At 60.3% G+C, this 19,757-nt stretch carries 16 protein-coding genes, 1 tRNA gene and 1 pseudogene; 2 read left to right on the forward strand and 16 right to left on the reverse strand.

The window, feature by feature from the left end; translation table 11 throughout:
• Positions 1-7: 7 nt before the first annotated feature.
• The 3 genes from C0R07_RS18595 to C0R07_RS20200 all read right to left on the reverse strand — a co-directional run bounded on the left by C0R07_RS18595 (position 8) and on the right by C0R07_RS20200 (position 1,734).
• Entirely contained in the window at positions 8-397 is a 390-nt protein-coding gene (locus tag C0R07_RS18595) for a hypothetical protein (protein ID WP_224096875.1), read from the reverse strand.
• Between the two features lie 605 nt (positions 398-1,002).
• Positions 1,003-1,105 (reverse strand) — tRNA-Ile (locus C0R07_RS18600).
• A gap of 92 nt (positions 1,106-1,197) precedes the next feature.
• A complete protein-coding gene (locus tag C0R07_RS20200; RefSeq protein WP_254427894.1) occupies positions 1,198-1,734 on the reverse strand; it encodes a hypothetical protein in 537 nt (178 codons plus the stop codon).
• Between C0R07_RS20200 and C0R07_RS20070 the strand changes: the two genes are divergently transcribed.
• Both C0R07_RS20070 and C0R07_RS20240 read left to right on the forward strand, forming a co-directional pair.
• Entirely contained in the window at positions 1,690-2,559 is an 870-nt protein-coding gene (locus C0R07_RS20070; protein WP_428991917.1) for a DNA-binding protein, read from the forward strand. The genes C0R07_RS20200 and C0R07_RS20070 overlap by 45 nt on opposite strands.
• Before the next feature lie 114 nt (positions 2,560-2,673).
• Positions 2,674-2,805 carry a hypothetical protein gene (locus C0R07_RS20240; RefSeq protein WP_269801247.1) on the forward strand — a complete coding sequence of 44 codons (132 nt, stop codon included), beginning with the start codon at positions 2,674-2,676 and terminating at the stop codon, positions 2,803-2,805.
• Between the two features lie 248 nt (positions 2,806-3,053).
• On the opposite strand, the gene C0R07_RS18610 is transcribed toward C0R07_RS20240, so the two are convergent.
• The 13 genes and pseudogenes from C0R07_RS18610 to C0R07_RS18670 form a co-directional block, all read right to left on the reverse strand.
• Positions 3,054-3,923, reverse strand: coding sequence for an MBL fold metallo-hydrolase (locus C0R07_RS18610; protein ID WP_232767548.1), 870 nt, complete (start codon positions 3,921-3,923; stop codon positions 3,054-3,056).
• A gap of 21 nt (positions 3,924-3,944) precedes the next feature.
• A pseudogene (locus tag C0R07_RS18615) lies at positions 3,945-4,196 on the reverse strand (transposase); the annotation flags it as partial.
• Positions 4,197-4,380: 184 nt separating this feature from the next.
• Positions 4,381-5,061 carry a hypothetical protein gene (locus tag C0R07_RS18620; RefSeq protein ID WP_101098470.1) on the reverse strand — a complete coding sequence of 227 codons (681 nt, stop codon included), beginning with the start codon at positions 5,059-5,061 and terminating at the stop codon, positions 4,381-4,383.
• A gap of 35 nt (positions 5,062-5,096) precedes the next feature.
• Positions 5,097-5,834: a response regulator transcription factor gene (locus C0R07_RS18625; protein WP_080341495.1), complete on the reverse strand. Its 738-nt coding sequence runs from the start codon at positions 5,832-5,834 to the stop codon at positions 5,097-5,099.
• Between the two features lies 1 nt (position 5,835).
• The gene (locus tag C0R07_RS18630) at positions 5,836-8,295 is read right to left on the reverse strand and encodes a heavy metal translocating P-type ATPase (protein WP_102789636.1); all 2,460 of its coding nucleotides are present in this window, start codon (positions 8,293-8,295) and stop codon (positions 5,836-5,838) included.
• Between the two features lie 78 nt (positions 8,296-8,373).
• Positions 8,374-11,610, reverse strand: coding sequence for an efflux RND transporter permease subunit (locus tag C0R07_RS18635; RefSeq protein ID WP_102789637.1), 3,237 nt, complete (start codon positions 11,608-11,610; stop codon positions 8,374-8,376).
• Positions 11,611-11,625: 15 nt separating this feature from the next.
• On the reverse strand, positions 11,626-12,879 hold the full coding sequence (locus C0R07_RS18640) for an efflux RND transporter periplasmic adaptor subunit (protein WP_102789638.1): 1,254 nt from the start codon (positions 12,877-12,879) through the stop codon (positions 11,626-11,628).
• Positions 12,876-13,742: a TolC family protein gene (locus C0R07_RS18645; protein ID WP_254427896.1), complete on the reverse strand. Its 867-nt coding sequence runs from the start codon at positions 13,740-13,742 to the stop codon at positions 12,876-12,878. Before C0R07_RS18645 ends, C0R07_RS18640 begins: the two co-directional genes overlap by 4 nt.
• A 109-nt stretch (positions 13,743-13,851) precedes the next feature.
• Entirely contained in the window at positions 13,852-15,567 is a 1,716-nt protein-coding gene (locus tag C0R07_RS18650) for a phosphoethanolamine transferase (protein ID WP_102789639.1), read from the reverse strand.
• Positions 15,568-15,730: 163 nt separating this feature from the next.
• The gene (locus C0R07_RS18655; protein ID WP_167390411.1) at positions 15,731-17,365 is read right to left on the reverse strand and encodes an ArnT family glycosyltransferase; all 1,635 of its coding nucleotides are present in this window, start codon (positions 17,363-17,365) and stop codon (positions 15,731-15,733) included.
• Positions 17,366-17,979: 614 nt separating this feature from the next.
• Entirely contained in the window at positions 17,980-18,231 is a 252-nt protein-coding gene (locus C0R07_RS20325; RefSeq protein ID WP_350469485.1) for a zinc-binding dehydrogenase, read from the reverse strand.
• Positions 18,232-18,243: 12 nt separating this feature from the next.
• A complete protein-coding gene (locus C0R07_RS19800; protein WP_146027639.1) occupies positions 18,244-18,690 on the reverse strand; it encodes a quinone oxidoreductase family protein in 447 nt (148 codons plus the stop codon).
• Between the two features lie 100 nt (positions 18,691-18,790).
• Entirely contained in the window at positions 18,791-19,504 is a 714-nt protein-coding gene (locus tag C0R07_RS18670) for a DsbA family protein (protein WP_167390412.1), read from the reverse strand.
• Between the last annotated feature and the right edge of the window lie 253 nt (positions 19,505-19,757).

Here is a 19,757-nt window from a genome sequence, read left to right on the forward strand (position 1 = left end):
GCTTAAATCAGCAGGCTACAGAAGCGCTGCAGGGGGGGCGGATCGGACACGCACACCGGAACATCCCGATAGAACGTGCGTGTACCGGTGGCAACAGAGCCTGCACGAGCGCGGAGGCGGCCAGCGCGGGCTGGTAAGGCACTTGAGGGGCCTTCGCATCGGCCGTGGCGATGTGATCGCGCTGGCAATGCTGGTCGCACAACGCCGGAGCATCGGGATCCGGCGCGGACATCTCTTCGCAACCGACCATCAGGGTCGCTTGTCCAGCATCCACCGATTCCAGCGGACAGGCGTAGGCCACCAGCGCCAGTTGTTGCAGCAGCAGCGCCCACAGTCCCAGCCATGCCAGTCGGGCACGAGGACGGGGTCGCCGCCATCGCCTCAGCAGCTTCACCATGACAGCTCCCGCACGCCCGAAGCAGCGCCTGCGGACGCTGGGCAGATCAGGGCAGGGGACGTGCGAGCTCTCATAATTGCCAGTCTAGCCCTCTTGGGGCCGACTGGCATTGATCACGATCAAGCCATCGCGCGGACTCAGCGGTGGCATCCGCCGCAGCAGGGGGATGCGGCCGGGGCGGCTGGCGTGTCGGCCTCAGAAGGGAGCACGGCGGCGATCACATACCGGAATTGACCGAGGAGGAGAAGGATCGGCAGACCCGCGAGGGTTTGGCCGACGTCGACGCTGGACGGACGATCCCGCACTAGGAACTACTGCAATGGGTCAGGCGACTGTCGGAGCCTTCTTGTTGAGGGTTTCCGTTGGGTCAGGAGCGTGGAAACTCTTGAATCCAATATTCAAGAAGGGCACGCGTGCCTGAGCAGTACTTCCGCAATGCCTCTGTCACGCGACTTCTGGTTCGATCAAGCCTAGCTCTGTAATCCACGAACTGTTGACGTCGAGGGGTGTTTCCTCGTTGAATCATGGCGATAGAGCCGATTCGGCTGTTTTTCTCACGAATCCCTGCCGACCCTCAAGTAGAAGCATTTTTCCGTCGTTGACGGTGGTGCCCCTGGTCGGAATCGAACCGACGTGTACGCGCTTATCTGGCGCGTGCTCTCACCGGGGTATAAGGCCGGCCCTCTGACCAACATGAGCAACAGGGGCGTGATCGATCGATGCGATCACGCCGGTATTCGAGGGTCGAGCTGGCTCAGGCGGTTCATGGGGCAAGCATACCGGGGATGGACGCTATGCCGCTATCCCCGGGCGCGGCGGTAGGAGTGGGCCCACGCCGGAGCAGAGATCCGGCCGGTCGCCACCAGCCAGGCCATCCGCAAGGCCTGCGCGTCCACCAACGCATGGTGGCGCCTGGCCCTATGTTCCGGATGGGCTGCGAACCAGTCCTCGACCAGCAGCCCAGGAAGGCCTTCCTTCGACATGCATGTCATGACCGGGGCCGGCCGGGGTCCGCATGCGGCAACCTGGTCATCGGGTAGCTCAAAACCATCCAGTGCATACCGCAGCAGCTGGAGATCGTTCGGGAAATCCGCCATCACCGCCAGCGCGTCGGTCTCGCTGAGGAAGGCGCGCAGCTCGGTAGTCAGGACGGCATCCGGCAGGGCTGCGTCGCCGCGGTCGAGCAGCGGGTAGACGCTCTGACGAACGAAGTCGGTGGGAGCCTCGGGCAGGCTGGCTCGCTCAGCGTAGAAAAGGCGGTCTCCACCGTCCATCAGGCCGCCGACGACCTCATCGCCGGAGGCGATCGCCCCACGGTGGAACGCATCCGCGCCCACCTGGGCACCGGTTCACCCAATACCGTGACCCGTCACTTGGACAGCTGGTGGGCCAGCGTCGGCGCACGCCTGCGGCAGCGCGCCCGCGAGCAGGGCCGCCCGGACGTGCCGACGGAGGTGGACGCGTTGGCGCAGCGCTGCTGGGCCGCCGCCCTAGAGGCCGCCGCCGACCACGCGCAGGCCTTGGTGGTTGGCGAACGCGCCGATTTGCACGCGGCGCAGGCCGCCGTGGCCAGCCAGCAGGACGTGCTGGCGCATGAGCGCACCCAAGCGCTGGAGCGGCTGACTCAAGCCCAGCACGAGGCCCGTACGGCTGAGACCAGCGCCGCCGCCCTGCGCGAACAGTTGCGCCAGCTGCACGACGAGCGCGACGACCTGCGCCGCCAACGCGACGGCACTTCCACGCGCAACGAACTCCTGGAGGAACAGGTGGCCGCGCTGCGCGCCGAGCTGGCGCAGAAGGCCGACCAGCACACCGCCGAGCGCGATGAGCTGCTGGCGCATCTCCGCGCCACCGAAGACCGCGCACTGACCGAGGTGGACCGGGCACGCCAGGCGCTGCAGCAGCTCCAGCACAGCGTCACCGCGCAATCCCTTCAGCACCAGCGTGAGCTCAGCAACCTAAGCGCGGCCCGCCAGCAGGCTGAACAGACCACCGCCCAGGCACTGCGCGACCGGGACATCCAGAGCGCGCTGGCAAGCGCCTATGCCAGCCAGCTTGAGCGCTTGGGCGATCTGCCCGAGCAAGTGCGCGCTGCACTCACACCGCCGGCAGCGCCCGCGCGAACCAAGGCAAAACCGGTCCGAAAGGCGCGCTCGGGGTAGGCCGATGACCGGTGCGATTAGCTAGGCCAGCCCGATCATCCGCAAGCGGGGCAGGGTGCAGTCCTGCCCCGGATCCCACTCGCCGCAATAGACCCGTGAGGTACCTGATCCATGATGAGCAACGCCCAGGTGAACAGGATCCCCAGCGTCGAATTGCAGCTCTTCAAATGGATCACGCTGGTCGATGCCGTCGAGACTCCCGACTGCGTTGAGCTGGAGGGCGGCGCCCGGATCTGGATCAAGTAGGCATGCCATTCGCTGGCCGGCTTTGGCGATGATGTGCCAATACTCACGTTGAGCATTCAGCTCATCCCCTGCGTTAGAGGTCGCCGCTGGTCTACCGAATTTATCGAGATGTGCAGTAGCTTGATCCCGTGGCCGGCCTTATTTCTTCGAGCCGGCGCAAAATCAAAGCTATCGCCCTGCCCCATACGCAGAGGATCCATCCAGCTGCAGCGGCCAACGCTAACGCATCATCGCCAGAGGTGGCGGGGTCAAAACTTGAGCGTTTCACCATCTTCAGGAATCAAGACGCTGCCTTGGAGCGAATTTTCGATAACGTACTGCCGCAGGTCGGCGCGGGAGACAGTCGCGTGGTTCACGGCATCCATATGCACGGACACAATCTTCGCATTAGGGGCGAGCGTGTGCGCCCTAAGTGTATCCCCAGAACTCATGATGATCCCCGTATCAAAACCCGTGATGCGAGCATCGCCAGTGTTGAGGACGATAACATCCGGTTTATAGCGATTGATCGTATCCTGTACTTCATTCGTCCAGACGGTATCAGCAGCAAGGTAGATCGTTGGTGAACCAGCCTTTTCAAAGACCAAACCCATAACACTGCCAAGTCTCTTCGCCAGCGACTCAATCGCGTACATTGAATCCGAGCCGTGCTGAGTCACAGTGCGGGAGATAGCCACTCCGCCAAAAATTTCGCGCGGACGCAGGATCCGGACGTCTTTGAAACCCTTATCCCTCAGCAGCTTAGCGTCAACTTCGTTTTGGACGAATACGGGCATCTGCTTCGGAATCAGCGACTCAGCGGCGGGATCCCAATGATCCAAGTGGGTATGTGTCACAAGCACCGCATCCACTCCCTTGAGCACCTGACCGGTGTCGAAGGGAAGTTCGACGGTCGGGTTGCGCAATTCATTGCGATACGTTTCCGGGAAGCCTGGATAGGCGCCTTTAGAGGCCAGCATAGGGTCCACCAGCAATACGGTTTCGCCATACGTAATCTTAGCCGTGGCATTGCGTATCTGCTGGAACGACGTCGTCGCGCCCGAGACGCCTGCAGCATCTGCGTTGCTCTGGAGGCCTAGCGCCGAAAGCGTGCCAAGTGTAAGGGACAGCATTTTCATATGTCTTCTCTAATTGGAGTGATCGCGCTCCTCAGTCAGACGTTTCACCTCGGCCTTCAACCGACGCACCTCGGCTGAGTCCTTGGGCGTGGGCAACATCGACCCCTCTGGTGTGCCCGCCAAGGCCTCGCTCTTGGCCTTGCGGAGCCATTGGTAAAGGCTGTGGGATGAGACCCCCAGCCGCTTGGCAACCTCGGCTACAGCAAAGCCCCTTTGGGTAACCTGCTTGACCGCTTCGGCATTGAACTCATCCGTGTACTGCTTGCTCGCCATAGACACCTCTCTGGCTTCCATTGCTTATGGCTCTGAGATGTCTACGAAATCTTGGCCGGTCCAATGAGAACCTTTGTGCCCATGATAATTGGTCGCAGTTGATGAAAGCAGAAAAAAGGCTCAGGCGGCTAAACGGCCCTCACGAGAGCCATCCGTTACGCCGTCAGATGAGACGTACGTCTGGCTACTTTTTGCGTTTTATGGTTCTGCATCGGCCTTTCGCTGCCTTCTGCTTCCTACCCCCTGTCACCACATGCCTTGTAATCCACTGGGCAGCAGACGGTTCCGCGCTGAAGGTCCTAATGATCCTTTCAACTACAGTTGAATACCCCACCGTCGCACCTCTGAGCAGGTTGGTCCAGAACCGAGCAATGAGAAAAGACAGCACGCCACTCATAAGGACGGAGCCAAAGAACCAGAAATGACTAATGGGCGAGGTAACCTTCAGCCCCTTGGTAAACATATACGTCGCAAACATGCCTGCACCGGAATGCGCCAGCATTATCAACGACGTCGGCGAAGTGCGAACCCTGAAGACAACCGAGGTGGAAAGCGTTTCTACAGCCGACAGAAGAATCAGTAAAAGGCTTGCCGTTAATGCGGGGCACAGAAGCTGGCAACCAGACTGCTGCGTGTAAAGAAGGAATGGAGCCGCCAACAAGACCAGTGCCTCAAGGCACACGCTGGGATATCTCCTCAGGAACTGCCCCCAACTTCTTCGGGCTAATGCAAACATGTCCTGAATAAGGCTAGCCACCGTCATTGCGGCCATGCTGGATAGCGTGATACAGGCTGGGATCCAGAGCATCCTCTCCTCCGGTCCCGGCGCGAAAGGCTCCATAGCCACCACGCCCCAGGTGGCCATCGCAAGGAACGACACGATAGGCCATACAGCTTGGCTTACTTTTCGCATAGAGCTGCTACATCCGACGTGCAGGCTCTTCTTGGCGAGCCCGAAACGATCATCTCGGCCCCCAATCGATAGCCAAAGCGTGGCAGCGTATGTATCAACCTCTCGTCGAACCCCCCATCAACGCTTCGTCTGAGGGCGGACATATGAGATCGGAGCAGGTCCCGATCTGGCGGATCGTCCCCCCATAAAGCGTGCTCCAGCTCTTGGCGACTCACAGCCGAAGGGCTCGCCCGCATCAGAACTTGTAGCAACTTTCGGGATCCAGGGTAGAGCCGCAGCTGCCTTCCTTCCCTGGTCGCTATCAACGTTGCCAGATCGAGAGTAAGGCCACCGACTGTCAGCCGTCTGGTGGCCGGACGCCCTTGGGCGCGGTTCACTATCGCCTGAAGCCGGACTTCCAATTCCGGGATGTCAAATGGCTTGGTTACATAGTCATCCGCCCCAGAACGGAAGGCACGAATTTTATCGGACAGCTCCCGCCTCTCAGTAAGCATCAGAACTGGTACCGATACACCATGCTCAGACCGCAGCTTGCTGATCAGATCAGGGCCTTCGATACGCGGCAACGTCCAATCCAAGACGACTGCGTCATAGGTATTAGACACTGCAAGGTGCAGCCCTGTGACGCCGTCTCCCGCAGCATCGAGCTGATGCCCCCTGCACTCGAAATACTCGAAAATCGCCTTGGCAACCCGGAGATCACGGTCAATGACAAGAAGGCGCATGTCAGGACTGACGGTAGCCGAGAAGCCGAAGGGCATTGAACACCACCAGCAACGTCGAGCCCTCGTGCACGGCTACGGCGGGACCAATGCCAAGACCCATGATTGTGGCTGGAACGAGCAGTGCGACAACGCCAAGGCTGACATAGACGTTCTGACGGATCACCCCTCGGGTGCGACGACTGAGCTCCACAGCGAAGGCAACCTGTTTCAGGTCCTCGGACATGAGGGCAACATCAGCAGTCTCCAGCGCGACATCGGAAGAGGCCGCTCCCATCGCAATACCCACACTTGCACTGGCCATTGCAGGTGCGTCATTTACGCCGTCGCCCACCATCGCCACCCGCTCCGTCTCTTTTAATTGACGGATCGCCTTTACCTTATCGTCGGGCATGAGATTGCCCCATGCCTCGTCCAAACCGACGTCCCTTGCTACAGCTTGGGCAACAGTCTGATGGTCACCGGAGATCATGATCATCCGCTGGATGCCCAAGCTCCGTAACTTTTCCAATGCCTCACGTGCCTCTGGGCGCGGCGTGTCCATCAGCCCGATGATGCCCAGGTCCCGGTCGCCCAGGCGAACCGCCATGGTCGTTCTCCCAGCTTCGCGCAGTACATCGATAGCAGACTGCGCGTCAGTGGTGAGAGCTCCAATGCTACCGTTACCGAACATCTCTGCTTTTCCGATCCAGGCGCTGATGCCGTTCACTTTTGCCTGAACGCCGCTCCCCGCAAAGTTCGTAAGATCCGTCGCGCCCGTCACCTGGATGTCGCCCAGTCGAGCGCTCCCGTCGCGAACGATGGCTGCAGCTAACGGGTGGTCACTGAGGGCCTCTACGGCCACCGCAATTTGGAGCAACTCTTTCTCCGTTGCCCCCTGCATGACCTTGATATCGGTGATGCGCGGCTTGCCTTGGGTGAGCGTTCCGGTCTTGTCAAACGCGATGGCGCGGATCATTCCTAACTCTTCGAGCGGCGCTCCACCTTTGATGAGTACACCACCACGTGCGGCTCTTGCGATCCCCGCCAGAACAGCACTTGGCGTGGCTATGGCCAGTGCGCAGGGGCTCGCTGCTACCAAAACTGCCATAGCACGATAGAAGCTGTCACGGAATGGCTCATCAACCACAACCCAGGAGAAGAGAAGGAGTGCAGCCAGAATCAATACCGCAGGAACGAACACTCTCTCGAACTTGTCCGTAAAGCGCTGCGTGGGCGACTTCCTCGTCTCAGCCTCACTTACCATCTTGACGACGCGAGCGAGGGCGGATTCCCCTGATCTACGCGTGACTTCAACCTCCAAGGCGCCAGAGCCATTGATAGTGCCGGCGAAAACACGTGACTCCATTGCCACCGAATCAGACCGAACCCGTGCCAGGGCAGGGTCACTGACTGCCAGCTTATCGACCGGGATGCTTTCCCCGGTGACAGGGGCTTGGTCAACGCTGCTAGCCCCTTTGATAACGAATCCGTCCGCCGGCATCCGGTCATTGGGACGTACGACCACGACGTCTCCAGGTATCAAGGCTTCAACCCGGACTTCAACCACCCGTCCATCCCTCAGTACCTTGGCGGTCTCAGGGGCAAGCTTGGCGAGAGCTTCGATCGCACGCTTCGCCCGGCCCATCGCGTAATGTTCAAGGGCGTGACCGAGACTGAAGAGGAACAGAAGCAAAGCGCCTTCGGCCCATGCGCCGAGCGCGGCTGCGCCTGCCGCTGCAACCAGCATCAGCGTATCGATCTCAAAGCGCTTTAGCTTGATATTCCCGATCGCCTCGCCAAGCGTGAACCAGCCGCCAAAGACGTAGGCTGCTACGTAAAACGCTGTGGGAATCCAGGGCGTTTGGGTCAACCCAAGCTTTTCAATCGCAAATCCCACGATCAGGAGCAGGCCGCAAGCAAGTGAGAAGATCAGCTCACTATTGCCACCCAGGAGGCCCCCGTGGGAATGACCGGGGTCCTGTCCGTCCTTGTGATCGTGTCCTTCGCGCTGATCCTTCAAATCTCCCCTCGGACTCGGTGGCTCTTGCGCTACACCCAGCGCGTCAAGCTTCGCTCTCAGCTCCGCCTCGCCTGTCTTGGCTCTCTCGTACTCGATACTTATGCCGCCAGCTGGGCTGGTGGTGGCTTCAATGACGCCTGGTACGGCCTGCACTTGCGCCGCAATTGTCCTTGCCTTTCGTGCGTGAACGGCCGAACCAAGCTCCAAGAAAAGGTGGCCATACCGATCACCCAACTCAACGCCCATGGATGCCGCCACCTCTCGCACTCGCTGAAGCGAGACGATCTCGGGGTTGTAATGAATGCAGAGCATTCCGAGAGCTCCCTCGCCACCCTCGCACGCGTGCACGCGCGATACTCCGTTCATTTCCTCAAGGCCATCGACCAGCCTCTGCACGCAGCTGTCGTCGCGAGCGACGCCTGGGAGTAGTAGCGGCAGTTCGATTTCTGTGGTCAGGTTCATGTGTTCCCTCCAACGTCATAAAAATGGATCGGGAAGTCCGGCAGGCAGATGCGCTGCCGGACCCAAACATTCCATCAATCAGTGGGCAGTTTCCGGTTGCCCTTTGGGATCTGGCTTGGACAAACGGCCCGCAAATGTCGGCAGCACAAGCAGTGTGAGCACTGTGGCGGTCAACAGGCCGCCAATGACCACCGTCGCGAGAGGCTTCTGCACCTCAGCGCCAGACCCACTGGCAATGGCCATAGGAATGAAGCCGACGATCGCCACCAGCGCGGTGGTCACGACAGCGCGAATTCGGCTGCCGGCGCCGTTCATTGCCGCGATCAGTGGACTGTCACCAGCATCAAGCCTCTCTCTGATGGCTTGCATGAGCACCAATCCGTTCAGCGTCGCAACACCCGATACAGCGATGAATCCGACAGCGGCCGATACCGAGAACGGCATACCACGCACCAGCAATGCGAGAATTCCGCCAACTAGGGCAAGCGGGACGCAGGTGAACACCAAACCCGCCTCCTTTGCACTGCCCAATGCCATGAACAGGAGGCTGCCGATCAGCAGGAAGACAATCGGAACAACTGTCATGAGTCGCTTTTCAGCCCGCTGCAAGTTCTCGAACTGACCGCCCCACGTCATGTGCGCGCCCGGTGGAAGCTGTACGTCCTTCACCGCCGCCTGGGCCTCTCCCACAAACCCGCCCAAGTCACGACCGCGAACATTTGCCTGCACCACGACACGGCGGCTTCCGTTGTTTCGACTGATCTGGTTCGGCCCCTCGCTGATCTCGATGCGTGCGACAGAGGAGAGCGGGACGATGCCCCCAGTAGGCGTTGCAATCGGCAGCGATGCGAGCTGATCGGGGTCATTGCGTGCGTCGTCGCTGAGGCGAACAACAACATCGAACCGGCGGTCACCCTCGAAGATCTTGCCTGCCGCGGCGCCGCCAATACCGGTTGAAAGCGCGTCGCTTACGTCCGCCGCCGTGAGGCCATACTGCGCAGCTGCAAGATGATCGATCGCCACATTGAGGGTGGGTAGGCCGGAAATCTGCTCAACACGGACATCTGCCGAGCCCTGAACGTTTCTTAGCTTCAGCGCGATCTGGTCGGCAACAGCTTGCAGTTGCTCGAAGTTGTCGCCGTAGATCATGACGGCCAAGTCCGTACGTACACCTGAGATCAGCTCATTGAAGCGCAGCTCGATGGGCTGGCTGAATTCAAAGCTGTTGCCTATCTGCGAGGCGGCGATCTTTTCAAACCTCGCAATCAGATCCTCCTTGCTCAGGGAAGAGTCTGGCCACTCCTTTCTTGGCTTAAGTACGATCACACTGTCGGAGATGTTGGTCGGCATGGGGTCGATAGCTGCTTCTGCGGTACCGGTCCGCGAGAAGACCGTCACGACCTCTGGTTCAGCAGCAATAGCCTTCTCCAGCGCCAACTGCATAGCCAACGATTGCTCAAGCGACGTCGATGGCACACGCAATGCCTGCATGGCGAGGTTTCCCTCATCAAGGGTTGGCATGAACTCTCGACCCAGCATCGTAAAGCCGACCACGCCCATCCCGAGCATCAAAAGGGCGCTAGCGAACACTGCCTTGGGCCTACGAATCGCCGCTTGGATCGCCGGTTCAATACGGCCGCGCAGGACGCGGATGATTGCTGTCTCATGTTCTTCGTCCTGGTCGCCCTCGTGTCCCTCCTTATTCGCATGGAGCTTGGGTTCCCTGACCAGCAGGGCAGCCATCGCCGGTACGAAGGTAAAGGAGAAGATGAACGCGCCAACGAGGGCGAGCAGGAAGGTGGCGGCCATCGGGTGGAAGGTCTTGCCTTCCACACCTTCCAACGTAAGGATCGGTGCGAAGACCAACAGGATGATCACCTGGCCGAACGCTGCAGGACGCGCCATCTTCCTCGCCGAGTCGGCGGCCACACGCAGTCGCTCCATTGCATTGAGGGGTCGGCCAAGTTCGGCACGCCTCTTCCCAAGCATCAGCAGGGTGGACTCGATCACAATTACCGCGCCATCTACAAGGATGCCGAAGTCCAGCGCTCCCAAGCTCATCAGGTTGCCGCTGATACCGAACTTGTTCATGCCGATAACAGCGAACAGGAACGACAGCGGAATAACCAAGGCGGTGATGGCTGCCGCACGCAGGTTGCCTAGCAGCAGGAACAGCACAACGACGACCAGCAGGGCACCTTCGGTTAGGTTCTTGGCGACAGTCTTGACAGTGGAGTTAACCAGCACACTACGGTCCAGCACTGGCTCTGCGAAGATCTCGGCGGGTAGGGATTCATTGACCTGTGCCAGACGCTCAGCAGCAGCTTGAGCGACGGTGCGGCTGTTGCCGCCAGCGATCATGAGTGCCGTGCCCAGTACTGCCTCATGACCGTTTCGGCTAGCTGCACCAAGCCGTGGGGCGCGCCCCATCCCGACCTCGGCAACATCGGCCACCCGGATCACCACGCCGTCCTTGGTGGCAACCGGCGACTGAGCCAGGTCGTCGGTCGTCAGGGCAAGGCCGTCGGCCCGAACGACCAGTCCTTCGCCCGCACGCTGGACGAAACCGGCACCAGCCTGGACGTTGGAGCGTTCCAGAGCTTGGACCAAATCGGCCAGACCCAGGTTGTATGCCGCCAGTCGAGCGCTGTCGGGGTAGATGCCGTATTCCTTGACGTAGCCACCTACGGTATCAACACCGGCCAGGCCGGGGCTGGAGCGCATCTGTGGTGCGATGATCCAGTCCTGGACAGTACGCAGGTACGTTGCGCGCTCCTGGGCGGTTCCAAGTCGATCGCCCTCTGGTGTCAGGTAAACCTCACCTTCTTGCCAGCCAGCCTGGCCGGGCTTGGCTAGCTTCTTGGGGTCAAATGGCTTGAAGTCCACCGTCCACATGAGAACCTCGCCCAGCCCGGTTGTAACCGGGGAGAGCATGGGGGACACGCCCTCGGGCAGATCTCCGGCAGCCTCCCGCATCCGCTCTGCCACCTGCTGGCGGGCGAAATAGATGTCGGTCTGATCAGTAAAGATCGCCGTGACCTGAGAGAAGCCATTGCGTGACAGGGAACGAGTGGTGTTCAGACCCGGGATTCCGGCCAAGGCCGTTTCCAGAGGATAGGTAACCTGGCGCTCAATCTGCTCCGGAGTAAGGGCAGGTGCGATGGTATTGATCTGAACTTGGCGGTTGGTGATATCTGGTACAGCATCGACTGGCAGCTTGCTCAGTTGGAACAAGCCAAAGCAGGCAATCAATGCAGCCAGAAACACCACGAGCCAGCGGAACTTGACCGCTGCTTCAATGATGATCTTGAACATGGTGTATGAGTTCCCTTAGTGGCCGTGCTCGGCTTCACCCTTGGCCAGTTCGGCCTTGAGCAGGAAGGCATTGGCGCCTACGAGGCGCTCACTACCCGTCAGGCCGCTAAGGATTTCGATTCGATTACCTGCACGACGGCCAGCGAGTACCGGCGTTGCCTTGAAACCACCCTCGACGGCAACGAAGACAACACTTCTGCCATCAACGCTTTGGACCGCATCTGCCGGCACGCTCATGCCTCCGGCGGCGCCATCGGCGATGATGACGGCCGAAACGGGGGAGCCGGCCGGTGGCAACTTCTCCGAAATTGGTTTGGCGCGAATGGTCGCAGTGCCGCCCTGCTGCATCACATTCGCAGCGGCGGCAATGACCTCAGCTTCGAAGCTTCCGCCCGGGCCAGTCACTTCCAGCTTCATTCCGGGCACCGCGAGAGTGGCCAGTGCTGGCGGTGCAGTGAATACGAGTTCATTCATGTCGGGATTGGAAACCTCCGCAACAAGCGTCCCAGCTGAGACGACGCCACCGGGCGTCACTTGGACGTTGCCAACCAAGCCAGCGACAGGACTCGAGATGGTCACCCGGCCGGAACTGTCCGGAGACCCGCTGGCCGCAACCTGCGCACGTGCAGCACTAGCGGCAGCATCCGCGGCCAAAGATCGCGCACGCGACGCCTCCAGCTCCTGGCGTGCCACTACGCCTTGCTCGACAAGGGATTTATCGCGGCCGTAGGCCAGGCGGATGGCTTCGGCCTCCGCCGCTGCGGCAGTAGCGGCGGCCTTGAACGTCGCGGCTTCTCCACTGACAACGATCACCAGGGGCTGGTTGCTCTTGACGGCCGTACCAGGTGCAACAAGCACGCGTTCAACGCGGCCGGTGACCGTTGATGCGATCGCAGCACGCCCCCCGATGGCCGGCTCGACGCGCCCAGCTAGGCGGGTCGATGCGCCACCGCCGCGCCCGACAGCCACCACGCCGATGCCAGAAGCCTTGATCTGGTCAGGGGTCAGCTTGACTACACCTTCCTCGGCCTCCTCTTCGCCGTGATCGCCATCGCCATCACCCTCACTGTGCGCCTCGGCGGAGCCCGGCTTAGCGTCAGCTGTGTGATCGTCGTGACCGTCATCCTTGCCAGCCGGCTTCTCTGCCTGGGCACCACTGGATTTAGCATCCTCCTGGGCACCGCCACTGCATGCGGTCAGCCCGCCGGTCATCAGCAAGGTAGCCAACAGCGTCGCTCCGATGAGCGTTTTGTTTCCGTACTTGTTCATTTTGCCTCCACAAACGGTGCGCGCCCTTCAAGGCGGGCGAGGTCGATTTCTGCTGCCACCCGGCTAAGACGGGCATCCACAGCACTGCCACGAGCAGCGATCAGGGTTGATCGCGTGCTACGCAGCTCCAATTGCGATATACGACCTGCCTCGAATCCGATGCGGGCCAGCCGATAGGCTTCGTCTGCAGCTTGTACGCTCTCATCTGCGGCCCGTGCGCGGCTGTTGGATGCTTTGAGACTCGCAACTGCCCCCAAGCGGGCTGCTTCACTGTCACTCTTCTGAGCAACCAGAACCGCTTCGGCAGCACGTTGTTCCGCGTAGGCGGCCTGGATCGCACCGCGGTTACGGTCAAATAGGGGGATCGAAAGGCTGATGCCCACGTTGTAGGCCTGGTCGCCTGCTTGGCGGAAGCGCGTCTGAGCCACGGACGCACTCAATTGTGGCAAGGCACGCTTGCGCTCGACATCTATAAGGCGACCGGAGGCCTCCGCTTCAGCCTGTGCAATGCGAACGGCAAGCGGGGGTGCCTCAATAGCGACTGGGTGAGAGGGCACGCGGTCAAGCAGGCTTTCACCGATGTCGGTCAGGGGACTGTCCACCAAGGACACCCCGGCCAGGCGCGCAAGCGCCGCATCCCGGTAGGCCTCGGCCTCATCCAGGCTTGCCTTCGCATTGGCGACCTCGCTCCGTGCCTGCACACCGCGCAGGTTGGGCTCACGGCCCTCGCTGACCATCGCAGCCACGGCCTTAGCGTCCTGTTCAATCAACGCCAATGCTTCGCTGGCCAGTTCATAACGGCGCAACGCAGCCTCTGCTTCGGCATATGTTGCCGCCAAGCGCCCGGCTGCGTCACTGCGCATCAGATCACCCCGTAAGCCTGCCGCGCCTGCCTCCGCAGCGTTGCTTCCTTAATTTAGGACCCCAAGAGCCGCTGCTGGGCGCTTCCAGCAGCGTGCTCGTTGTCGCCCGTTATGGGGTGGACCCGGAGTTGATGGAACAACCGGAGAAAAGATTCAGGCTTTCGTCCAACGACTTCGTCCGGACCTGCATGAGGCCGAGTACAGAATGGAAGAGGTTGTCGTGGCTGGCCGGCCGCTTTGATCGGTCCCGGACACATTGAAGGTCCAGGTTGTTGCTGCTCTTCATGCCCTCGGACATCCACATGACCATGGGCACTTTGATCTGAGTGTCGGGAGCAATGGCATAGGGGAGACCGTGGAGATAGACGTTCGCCTCGCCCAGTGACTCACCGTGGTCGGATACGTAGATCAATCCAGTGTCATGGCTTTGATCCTGCTCAAGCATGCGGATGGCCTTTCCTAAGAAGTCATCTGTTGCAAGAACTGCGTTGTCATACGCATTGACGATCTGCTGGCGTGTGCACTTGCCCAGATCTGCATTGCGGCAGTCAGGCGTGAACCTCCTCAGAACCTCGGGATATCGCTTGTAGTAGCTCGGCCCGTGGTTCCCCAGCTGATGCAGAACGACCACAACATCACCCGGATTGTCATCGATCGCGTCATGCAATCCCCGCAACATGATCTCATCGCGGCACGCTTGGCCATCGCACAACCCATCCTTGATAGGCACGCGGAAGGACTCAAACGCCAGGTCCGCGCAAACCCCCTTACAACCTGTCTGGTTGTCCCGCCATAACGTCTTGATGCCAGCTCGCTCAAGCACATGAAGCAGCGACTCTGAGCCCCTGATCTTGTCTCGATCGTAGTCTCGCCTTCCATACACCGAGAACATACAAGGCACGGAAACTTCAGTATTTGACCCGCAGGCAGTCACGTCCGAGAAGTTGACAACGTCCGATGCCGCCAGCTGTGGCGTTGTCTGCCGGCTATATCCATTCAGTCCCCAGTTCTGCGCGCGAACCGTCTCGCCTACGACTATGACCAGAAAGTGTGGCTTCGCACCTGGTGGATGGGGCTTCATTCTGGCGTCCGGACCGACCACCTGAATCGGACCCCGTTCGGCTCGCGTCTGTTCTCGGACAACCTTGGCAATGGAAGCAAGATAGTTTCCGGGTGTTGCCAAGTACCTGACTGGCTTGTGGTTACGCATGAGCGAGGACAGGTTGTCGAACGAGGCGAAGGCCGCGCCAGTTATGACCACGACAGAAACGCCGAGCAGAAGGACTCTAGCAAGTACGGCGCTCGCCAGACTGGAGGGACGCCGGATCCGAACCGTACATGCCACGACGGCTGGAAACACGCCTTTCATCAACACCGCAAGGAAGAATCCCCAGGTCAGCAGCTCGCCAGCCTCTGCGCTGTCAGTCTTCAGCACGTTTCGCACCATGCTTGCATCGAAGTAGACGCTGTAATTGTCTGAGTTGTAGGCGGCAGCAGCGGACACGACAAGAAGCAAGGAAACGACGGGCTTTACCGTCCATCGAGTGCACAACAACCCAAGAAAGAGTACGTTCAAGGAGGTAAGAATCGCTGCCGTTGACAAGAGAAGCAGCGCACGGGCCGCTCCATCAACACCACTCTTGGCGATGACCTCTGCAAAGAAGGCGTTGTTGAGGAACAACGTGAAGTACAACGCCACAACGATGATCAGAGTACTGATCCCCAGCTGAGGTCCCCTGACATGCCTCCCAAGCCGACCGAGTGGATCTGAGACAGCTCGGCCTTGCCGATCACTCCGGCTGAAGCATTTTTTCAAGTAGTCCATTTGTTTTTCCGTTTGATGGACCCGCAGACGCGCTCATGGCGAGTACGCCGGCGCTGTGCAAACCGAAGTCGCTGTGCTCGCGGGTCTACTTAAGGGGCGCTCAGAGGGGCAGTACAGGTGCAAAGGACCTGACGCCCTCGACACTCGGAAGCGGCGGCGAGGTCTAGCGAATTGAGGTTTCGCATGTCGATAGAGCTCCAGCCGGAATGAGCCACCAGGTTCTTCGATTGGCTACTCCAAACTGCAAGGATGGATCCGGCCTTCGATCACCGCAGTTCTCTAGCACCGACCCCTCAATGAGCAGCCAACGCACGTCCTGGCGCTCCTGCTGCCAACTCAATGCCGTGGCAAGCTGCTGCCTAGCAGGCCGATTGAAGCCGAACTCCGCCGTGGCTGATTGCGACATGAGCAATTGCTGCTCGCGCCAACCGACCAGTCCCAGTTGCGCCGAAGGTCCGATGCGTGTGCTCACCTGTTCCATGAGCCCCCGGGATGAGCTTGCCTCGTTCAGGACGCTGGGACCCGCAAACCCGTAGACGACCCAAAAACCACTCATCCCCGTGAGCAGCCCCTTCCAGGCGCTGCCTGAAAGTGAGAGAGCCGCACCAACCAGCAAGGGCAACGAGGCGAGGAGGACCAGGATGGCGATCGAGTGCGAGTCCTCACTAGAGCCACGCTCAGTGAGAAGCTTCACTTCGAACCGAGGGTTGGAAGCGAGCATCCATATCCCCAAGGTCGCCGTTGCCGTACCCAGGAGCGAGACAAACGCGGTCGCCAATCTTCGTACTCCGACTCTTCCGACAATGTCTGGAAGAGACGCAGCGAGCGCCAAGCACAGCATCGGCAGGCCGGGGAGGATGTACATGTCTCGCTTTCCTGCAGGAACTGAAAAGAACAGTACGATCAGGGCGAGGCTGCCGACCGGAAGCCATAGACGTTCGTCAAAGCGACAAAGCCCTTTGTAGAGGCTTGGCCCCGCCCAGGGAAGAAGGGCGATCGTTGGCAACCACGACGTAGCTATAACTACGAGGAAGTACCACGGTGCCTGGAAGTGATGCCATGAGTTTCCGTAACGCTGGATCGTCTGGCGGAACAGGATGTTACGCGCGTACTCAAGGTTCTCTTGGGTGGGGTGGATCCATACAGCGATCAGCATCGGAATGAGCCAGATGCCAATCGCGACCAACAAGGCCAGGGGTCCCAGCCACGCGCGTCGATCACCTATCCAAGAAGCACTCATCTTCCTGGAAAACGTCAGCGCCAGGGCTGGAACCAGCATGAAGAGTGCAATCACTCCCACGCCCTTGGTGATCACTCCCAACCCGGCCGCAAACCACGCCACGGTCCACATCCGCCAATCCGGACCGCGAACAATGTGCCGAATGAGGCCGTAGTGGGCCAAGGTGACCCATGCAAGCAGCAGGGGATCGATCTGCGCGCGCTTCATCTGCAGAGTGAACTGCACGGCGAGGAGTAGCGCCCAACCTGCGTAGATCCCGGCCTGCTTGGACCACAAGCGCCGTCCTAGGTCGTAGGTCATCCACACACATGCGATACCTGACAGCACCGAGGGAAGCAGGAAGGCAATCCTGAGATTTCCGGTCAGCTGCAGCAGGGCAGCCTGGATCCACATGAAGAGCGGAGGCTTGTCTGCGTACAGCTCTCCACCGCGGCGTGGGAACAGCCAGTTTCCGCTGTCCACCATTTGGGAGGCAACCAAGGCGAATCTCGGCTCATCGGCAGGCCAAGGGTCGCGCAGGCCCAGGCCCGCACCGAGGACCACCGTAGCGGTTGCCATCAGCAGTGCCGCTTGACCGCGCGGAGTTCGGAGGTAGGTAGATATTGAGAGGGGCATTCAAGCCGCCTTCTTAGAGGCGGCACGGTGCCGTTCGGCGACTGCGCGAGCAGGCACGCGTCGGCCGGACGCACAAAGCGCCCAGAAACAAGATGTGATCATGGAAAGATCCGCTAAGGGTGATCGCAGAAGGACGAACAGGCGCCTAGCGCCTGGGTCGCGATCAAGCCCTGGGAGGTCTAATCAGCCTGTCGGGGGTGTGGGGCGCCACGGGCCGCTCGTAGAACACGTGCCCACCCTCATCCAGTGGCGCCTCGCCCGGCGCAAATCCGTTAGACGCCACGAATGCACTGCTGTGATGGCAATGACCATGACCACAGGCTGGGTGTGCCTTGTCGGAGTGCCTCTCGCCTGGCCCTGCTACTTCCTGATGGGACTGCTCTTCAGAGAAACAGACCGAAGCATCGACGACAGGCACTATTACCAGCACTGCAAGTAGCAGTGCCAAGGCGTAGCGCTTGGCGTGGATGGCAAGGGAAGTCACGTGCTGCTTCGACCCATACGGACGTGGCCGGGAAGATACCTTGCATCATAGTTCTCAGCAAGCTGAGGCTTGTTCATGTTCTGCCCGGGCCCGGGCGGGTGGAGCGGGAGCGGCCGAGCACCTTGCCACCAACTGGATCCAAGGCCAGGTCTGCACCTTTCCCGCCGGTGCCTCTCAGCACGCTTGCACGCAGATCATCTTCGGCCAGATCCACAACAACCTCAGCACCAGACCACTTCGCTCGTTCAACCTCGGCGGCCGAGGAAACGACGGCACTCGGCATGGCTCCCAGCGCTCTGCTCATCTGGATCAGTGCGTGTCCCACGGACCCGGACGCTCAAGAGATCAGCACTGTCTGCCCGTCCTTCACCTGTCCAATGCGGGTCAAAGCCTGGTAGGCGGTGACGTAGTTGATGGGAAAGGCGGCCCCCTGATCCAGGGTGATGGAATCAGGAAGGCGGATGATGCGCTTGTCCTGCACCAATGCCCACTGCTGCTGCAGGCCATCCTCAGTAACGCCGAGTGCGGCACCGCCGTAGATGGCCACGCGTGTTCCTGGCTCAAAAGCGCCGCTGTGTTCAGCAATACCGGCACCGTCATTAGTCAGCACCAATGGTGCGCGTGCGTGCTCGACAATACCCGCGAGGACCTGGCTTGAAAGTGGGTTAACGGTAGCAGCGTGCATGCGAACCAACGTGTAGCCCTCACGTGGCGACGGTACTGGCCGTTGTTCAATGTGCATGGTGGGCGCAGGGCCGAATGAACTGGCTACGACTGATTTCATAAGTACTCCTGTTGGCGAATGCCGTGTAGACGGCGCCGCTGTGAGAGAGGGCTGGGCAGTGGAGACAGGGGCACCGAAGTGCTCGATATCAGCTATCGATCTATGCAGGCATTTGCCGCATCACGGCGATGGCTTCGAGAACGGCATCCGCTCCCTGATAGAGGACTTCAGAGCTCACCGGCTGCAGCTGGCCAGCAGTCTGGAGATACAGCTTTAGAACGCCCCGGACCTGTTCACTCTCCATCATGCGCTGAGTTTCATCGATGCGTTCGCAAGCCAAAAGGGCCAGCGCATCGTCAGCGTTGAGCTGCTCGGCAAACACCACTGGGTCAGAAGCGTATCCATGCCGCTCAAGGAAGCCGGACGTGATGGCCGCAGCGACCCTCGCGCTGCTGGTCTCCCGGCCGTCGATGTACCGCTGCCGCTGGAAGTGGTGGAGCAGCGGTAGCTCCAGGCGTCTGTCGAGGCCGCGCGCCAAGGTCAGTGCACGGGTCATCGGACCCGAATCGAAGCTGCCATGCGGACCGAGCAACACCTGCTGACGGTACGCCTCGCTGAATACCTGCCCGGTCAGTGCTTCAATCCTCTGATCGTTAGACCACGCGTACTCTGCCCATTCCCGATTCTGCGGGCGAGCACCACGGCCTGTGAATAGACCGCTTGGCAATAACATCAGTTCGATAGAGGAGTCGTTAGTCAGCGCGTCGAGCGCCGGAGCGGCGGCGTAGCACAACCCGCACCACGGGTCGAATAGATAAAGCAGCGTTTTTTGCAGCATGAGAGAAAGGGGAGGGGAGGGATCAAGCCCTACCATATTGGATCTAAATCGGAACATATACCCCGCATTAACGACAGACTGTCAACCAGAACGAACATGTTTGCGTGTTTTACGACGTCCAAGGTACTCCCAGTCTCGCCCCCCCTTTGTTTTTGCTTCAGGCCGGCGAAGCGCCTAGACAGGACCGACCCGATGTAATTGGAAGAAGTCAGGGCATGGTGCACCGTGCAGGCATCGCACACCGGTATACGGCGGCCTGATTCTTCGCACGCAGGTGAATCGCCCAGGG

Origin of the sequence: Stenotrophomonas bentonitica (assembly GCF_002887735.1) — a bacterium.
Taxonomy (GTDB): domain Bacteria; phylum Pseudomonadota; class Gammaproteobacteria; order Xanthomonadales; family Xanthomonadaceae; genus Stenotrophomonas; species Stenotrophomonas bentonitica_A.

Bases quoted from the DNA above. Each gene is read 5' to 3' on its own strand.
- C0R07_RS18595 (WP_224096875.1), bottom strand. From the start codon at position 397: ATGGTGAAGCTGCTGAGGCGATGGCGGCGACCCCGTCCTCGTGCCCGA.
- C0R07_RS20240 (WP_269801247.1), top strand. From the start codon at position 2,674: ATGAGCAACGCCCAGGTGAACAGGATCCCCAGCGTCGAATTGCAGCTC.
- C0R07_RS18610 (WP_232767548.1), bottom strand. From the start codon at position 3,923: ATGAAAATGCTGTCCCTTACACTTGGCACGCTTTCGGCGCTAGGCCTC.
- C0R07_RS18620 (WP_101098470.1), bottom strand. From the start codon at position 5,061: ATGGCCACCTGGGGCGTGGTGGCTATGGAGCCTTTCGCGCCGGGACCG.
- C0R07_RS18625 (WP_080341495.1), bottom strand. From the start codon at position 5,834: ATGCGCCTTCTTGTCATTGACCGTGATCTCCGGGTTGCCAAGGCGATT.
- C0R07_RS18630 (WP_102789636.1), bottom strand. From the start codon at position 8,295: ATGAACCTGACCACAGAAATCGAACTGCCGCTACTACTCCCAGGCGTC.
- C0R07_RS18635 (WP_102789637.1), bottom strand. From the start codon at position 11,610: ATGTTCAAGATCATCATTGAAGCAGCGGTCAAGTTCCGCTGGCTCGTG.
- C0R07_RS18640 (WP_102789638.1), bottom strand. From the start codon at position 12,879: ATGAACAAGTACGGAAACAAAACGCTCATCGGAGCGACGCTGTTGGCT.
- C0R07_RS18645 (WP_254427896.1), bottom strand. From the start codon at position 13,742: ATGCGCAGTGACGCAGCCGGGCGCTTGGCGGCAACATATGCCGAAGCA.
- C0R07_RS18650 (WP_102789639.1), bottom strand. From the start codon at position 15,567: ATGGACTACTTGAAAAAATGCTTCAGCCGGAGTGATCGGCAAGGCCGA.
- C0R07_RS18655 (WP_167390411.1), bottom strand. From the start codon at position 17,365: ATGGCAACCGCTACGGTGGTCCTCGGTGCGGGCCTGGGCCTGCGCGAC.
- C0R07_RS19800 (WP_146027639.1), bottom strand. From the start codon at position 18,690: ATGAAATCAGTCGTAGCCAGTTCATTCGGCCCTGCGCCCACCATGCAC.
- C0R07_RS18670 (WP_167390412.1), bottom strand. From the start codon at position 19,504: ATGGTAGGGCTTGATCCCTCCCCTCCCCTTTCTCTCATGCTGCAAAAA.